General features: G+C 63.8%; 4 protein-coding genes. 1 reads left to right on the top strand and 3 read right to left on the bottom strand.

All coding sequences use genetic code 11. The annotated features are described in order from the left end of the window. From LJE91_16150 to LJE91_16140, 3 genes are all read right to left on the bottom strand, one after another. A partial coding sequence (locus tag LJE91_16150) for a sulfatase-like hydrolase/transferase (GenBank protein ID MCG6870201.1) occupies window positions 1-951 on the bottom strand: 951 nt, incomplete at its 3' end. 79 nt (window positions 952-1030) lie between these two features. Further along, window positions 1031-1717: a hypothetical protein gene (locus LJE91_16145; GenBank protein MCG6870200.1), complete on the bottom strand. Its 687-nt coding sequence runs from the start codon at window positions 1715-1717 to the stop codon at window positions 1031-1033. Continuing rightward, the gene (locus tag LJE91_16140) at window positions 1717-2085 is read right to left on the bottom strand and encodes a hypothetical protein (protein MCG6870199.1); all 369 of its coding nucleotides are present in this window, start codon (window positions 2083-2085) and stop codon (window positions 1717-1719) included. Before LJE91_16140 ends, LJE91_16145 begins: the two co-directional genes overlap by 1 nt. 83 nt (window positions 2086-2168) lie before the next feature. On the opposite strand from LJE91_16140, the gene LJE91_16135 reads away from it, so the two are divergent. Beyond that, window positions 2169-3185 (top strand): AraC family transcriptional regulator, encoded by a 1017-nt coding sequence (locus LJE91_16135; protein ID MCG6870198.1) that lies wholly within the window; start codon window positions 2169-2171, stop codon window positions 3183-3185. Window positions 3186-3278: the final 93 nt, after the last annotated feature.

Genomic DNA, 3278 nt, shown 5'->3' with positions numbered 1-3278 from the left:
GAACAGATGCATCGCGTGGATCTTGTCCACCCATTCCTTGGTCGGATGGTGCGGCGCATGCGAGGAGCCGGGCACGTAGTTGATGAAGATCGGCTGGCCCGGGTTGGTCTGGTGAATCCGGTCCATCCACGCAATGGCGTCGTCAGCCATTGCCGTGATCAGGTTCCAGGAGCTCTCTTTGCCCGTGACCGGCCAAATCTCCGCGTCCGGGTTGGAGCGATCCATCTTGAGGGTGCTCGGGAAGTCGTCGAACGGGTAGATCTGCGTGGTGTTTCGGAAGAGGTTCGGCCCCCACTGGTTGGCGTCGCCGCCGACGAAGCCGTAAAAGTAGTCGAAGCCCATGCCGGTCGGCCATTGCGAGAACGGCCCTGCCTGGCTTGCCTCGTAGGTCGGCGTGTTGTGGTCCTTGCCGAACCAGGACGTGGCATAACCGTTGTCGCGCAGGATCCGTCCAATCGTCGCGTTGTCGACGCCGATGACGCTGTCGTAGCCGGGGAACCCGGTCGCCTGCTCGGCGATCACGCCGAAGCCAACCGAATGATGGTTGCGGCCGGTGATCATGGCAGCGCGAGTCGGCGAGCACAGCGAGGTGGAGAACATGCGGTTGTAGCGCAGGCCGTCCGCCGCAATCGCATCCATCGTCGGCGTCGGGATGACGCCGCCGAAGGTGCTGGGAATAGCAAACCCCGCGTCGTCGGTCATGATCATCAGGATGTCGGGCGCTTGCTTGGGCGGCACGATCCGCGGCGGCCACCAGGGCGTGGAATTCAGCGCGTCGTCCTTGATCACGCCGCCGAACGGCGGTGCAGGTGGGGGTAACTGGTTCCCGGGGACGGTGGTCGTGGCGTCCGGCGAGCCAGGGGTGCCGGTGACTTGCTGCGCCATCGCCGGGGTGAGCGCCAGAAGCGCAAAACCGGATGCGAGTACAGCTGCAAACAGCCTGTTTCTCATGACGTTCTCCAAGTTCTCCATCCAAGTTCGCCAGAGGAGGCGTTCGGCGGCCGCCTTCATCTGGCCAGCAGCCTCGGGTTTAGTAGCAGGGCGGATACGGGTAGTACCCGCAAGGCGGCCGGTAGTACGGGTAGGGGTATGCGGCGGCGGCTCCGGCCGCGGCGGCGCCCGCGACGGCGGCGCCGGCGGCTGCACCCCTATACCAGGCGCCCCTGTAGGCGGTGCGGCGCGCGACGCCGGCAAACGACAGCGGCGTGCGCGGCAGACCGATTATGTCGATGAAGACGGAGGCCGGGCCGTCGCTGCCGGCCAGGCTGCCTTCGAGCACGTCGACGTCGAAGCTCAACTTGTTCCCCTCAATCTTCGGGGACTTGAGAACCACCACAGCGTCCCACACCTTGTCGCCGTCCTTGCTGAAGGCGGAAACAGTCGCGTTCGGCGGATCCTTGGCAAAACTGTCCTCGTAGTTCCATTCCTTCAGGAGATCCGAGGTCAGGGCATGGCCGGCCGACCGAACCGGCCGATCGGCGAAGACGATCGCGTTCGGCGCATAACCGTACAGCGTCAATGTGTCGCCATCGAGAACGGCGCCATCGGCATTGAGAACAATCAGCGACGGCACGATATCGGGCCTGGCCTGACCGATCGTTTTCTGCAGGGGGACGTGAGGTGGCGGCGCGCTCTGGGCAAGGGACCCCGCGGTGGTCGCGAGGCAGGCCCCGATCCCCGCAACGAGAGGGAGAGCAAATTTGCGCAAGCAATACATCACAGGTAATCCTCCTCATTGTTCCGCGCTAGCGCAGTGTCTTCCCGAGGGGCATTGATCTCCATCAAACAATTGCCCGTCGCTTCAGCGGCGCGCTCGTCAGTGCGTGCCCAGCCGCGCACTGGGCGGTCGACAAAGACGCTGGCGTTTCCGGCAGCGCCCGTCAGCATCAACGCGGTGCCATCGAGCGTGGCGCCCTTTGCATTCATGACGACTAGCGACAGCACGATCTCGGGACGCACCAGGCCGATGGTCTTTTCCAGTGGCTTGTATGGCGGCTGAGTCACGGTGGCCTGGCCTAACGCGAGAGTCGGTGCGCTGCTCAGGATCGCGGCGACGGCGTGACTGGGTAGCAGCGCTCGGCACATCTGTGTGTCCCACCCGAAGGTTCGGTGCAGAGCTTATCGGAAAGCGTTTTGACGAATTTACGAATTGGGGACACTATCACCAGATGGCGGACTTCGAATCCCCCTACCGTCAACGCGCAACGCTGCTTGCTCATCTTCCGCCGTTGCTGGCCGAACTCGGTGTGCCCCTCGCACCGGTGCTGGAGGGCACCGGCATTTCGGCCGACGACCTCGCGCCCGAAGTCTACATTCCCTATGCAGGAATGCTGGTGGTACTCGACCGGGCGGCGGCGGCGTCCGGTCGGGACGACTTGGGATTCCTACTCGGGGAACGTCAGACGCTCGCGTCGCTGGGACCTGCTGGCCAGGTCATGATACTCGCCGAGACGGTCGGCGAAGCGTTGAGTGACTACGCCCAATTCCATATGTGGAATTCCACCGGGGCGGCCGCCTATGTATATTGGACCCCTTTGGACTTCGTCTTTGGCTACGGCATCTACGATCCTGCCGGCCCGGGCGCAGTCCAGATCCACAATCTGGTGCTGACGATGGGCTGCACCCTGCTGCTGAAATTGACGGGGGAGAGTGTGCGGCCAGTCGAACTCTGGTCGATGGGGCCACCACCAGCGAATTCAGGATCACTCAAGAGTTTGGCCGGCTGCCCGGTTCGCTACAGCCAGGACCGAACCTGTATGTTCCTGCCGCCCGCTGCGGCGGACTTCCGATTAGCTGGCGCCGACCGCGACGCCCATACCACAGCCTTGGCGCAACTCGCTACTCGCGCAGCTCCGGGACCCTGGGGGATGGCAGCACGGGTGCGCCATGCTCTGATGGCCTCGATCGTACGCGGGAAGATGAGCATGCCGGAAGTTGCGGCGCAACTCCGGCAACATCCGCGCAGCTTGCGCAGAGCCCTCGAACGGGAAGATACGACCTTCGCAGCGCTGCGGGACGAGATCCTCTACACTGTTGCCTGCGAGCTATTGACCCTGACCCCTCTCTACGTCAGCGACATCGCGTTGGCGCTGAACTTCGCCAACACCGGCGCCTTCACGAGCGCGTTCCGTCGCTGGTCCGGAACCACGCCCTCGGCATGGCGGCGCGTACATGCCGTAGTGTAAGCAGCGGGTGCTTTCGGGACATCTACTTGTGCGATTATAGCTTTTCGCGGAGCGCCTCGTAAGGCGTCTTTCCATTGAAGGCGCCGTGCGGTC

It is taken from the genome of Gammaproteobacteria bacterium (assembly GCA_022340215.1).
GTDB lineage: Bacteria > Pseudomonadota > Gammaproteobacteria > JAJDOJ01 > JAJDOJ01 > JAJDOJ01.
This window is presented reverse-complemented; position numbering and strand designations above follow the sequence as displayed.